Raw genomic sequence first — 523 nt, 5'->3', positions numbered from 1 at the left:
TAAGGAGCGCTGCGCCAGTTGGAGGGACATCGGCACGGCGGCGGGGTAACGAAGCAGTCAGCCCACGAGAAGCGGGGCAGCAGCACCGTCGAGGCCTGGGACCCGGGTCAACCAGCGCCCGCCACCTCACCGAGTTCGGCTCTGCCCGCCACGCCCCGCGCCATCGACGCCTGGCATGCCGGGCTCTTCCCCGACGAGCCGTACGCCGTCACCTCCGCACTGGCCGCTACCGATCCGCGCAACGTCGTGAACCAGCAGGCCGCGGAGGCATCCCGGGCCGAGGCCGCCCACCCCGCCAACGGCTCTCGCGCCTACACCCCACAAGTGCCCGTGGTGCAACCCACGATCTCTCTCTTCCCCAAGGAATCCCTCAGGGCGGGACGGTAAGCGGCTGACGGGCGATACTGACCAGCATGGCTGACTGGTTCATACTCCTGGGCTATCTGACTGTCGCGATAACGGCCTGGTGCCTCGACGGCGTCGCGCACAGCACCGCTGCGCAGGCCCGGCTGGAACAGTTCGT

At 69.0% G+C, this 523-nt stretch carries 1 protein-coding gene; it reads left to right on the top strand.

The genetic code is table 11. The features are described 5' to 3' along the window. Positions 1-18 precede the first annotated feature (18 nt). Positions 19-387 (top strand): hypothetical protein, encoded by a 369-nt coding sequence (locus tag HW130_RS35270; protein ID WP_177153832.1) that lies wholly within the window; start codon positions 19-21, stop codon positions 385-387. Positions 388-523: the final 136 nt, after the last annotated feature.

Origin of the sequence: Streptomyces sp. PKU-EA00015 (genome assembly GCF_013387495.1) — a bacterium.
GTDB lineage: Bacteria > Actinomycetota > Actinomycetes > Streptomycetales > Streptomycetaceae > Streptomyces.
This window is presented reverse-complemented; position numbering and strand designations above follow the sequence as displayed.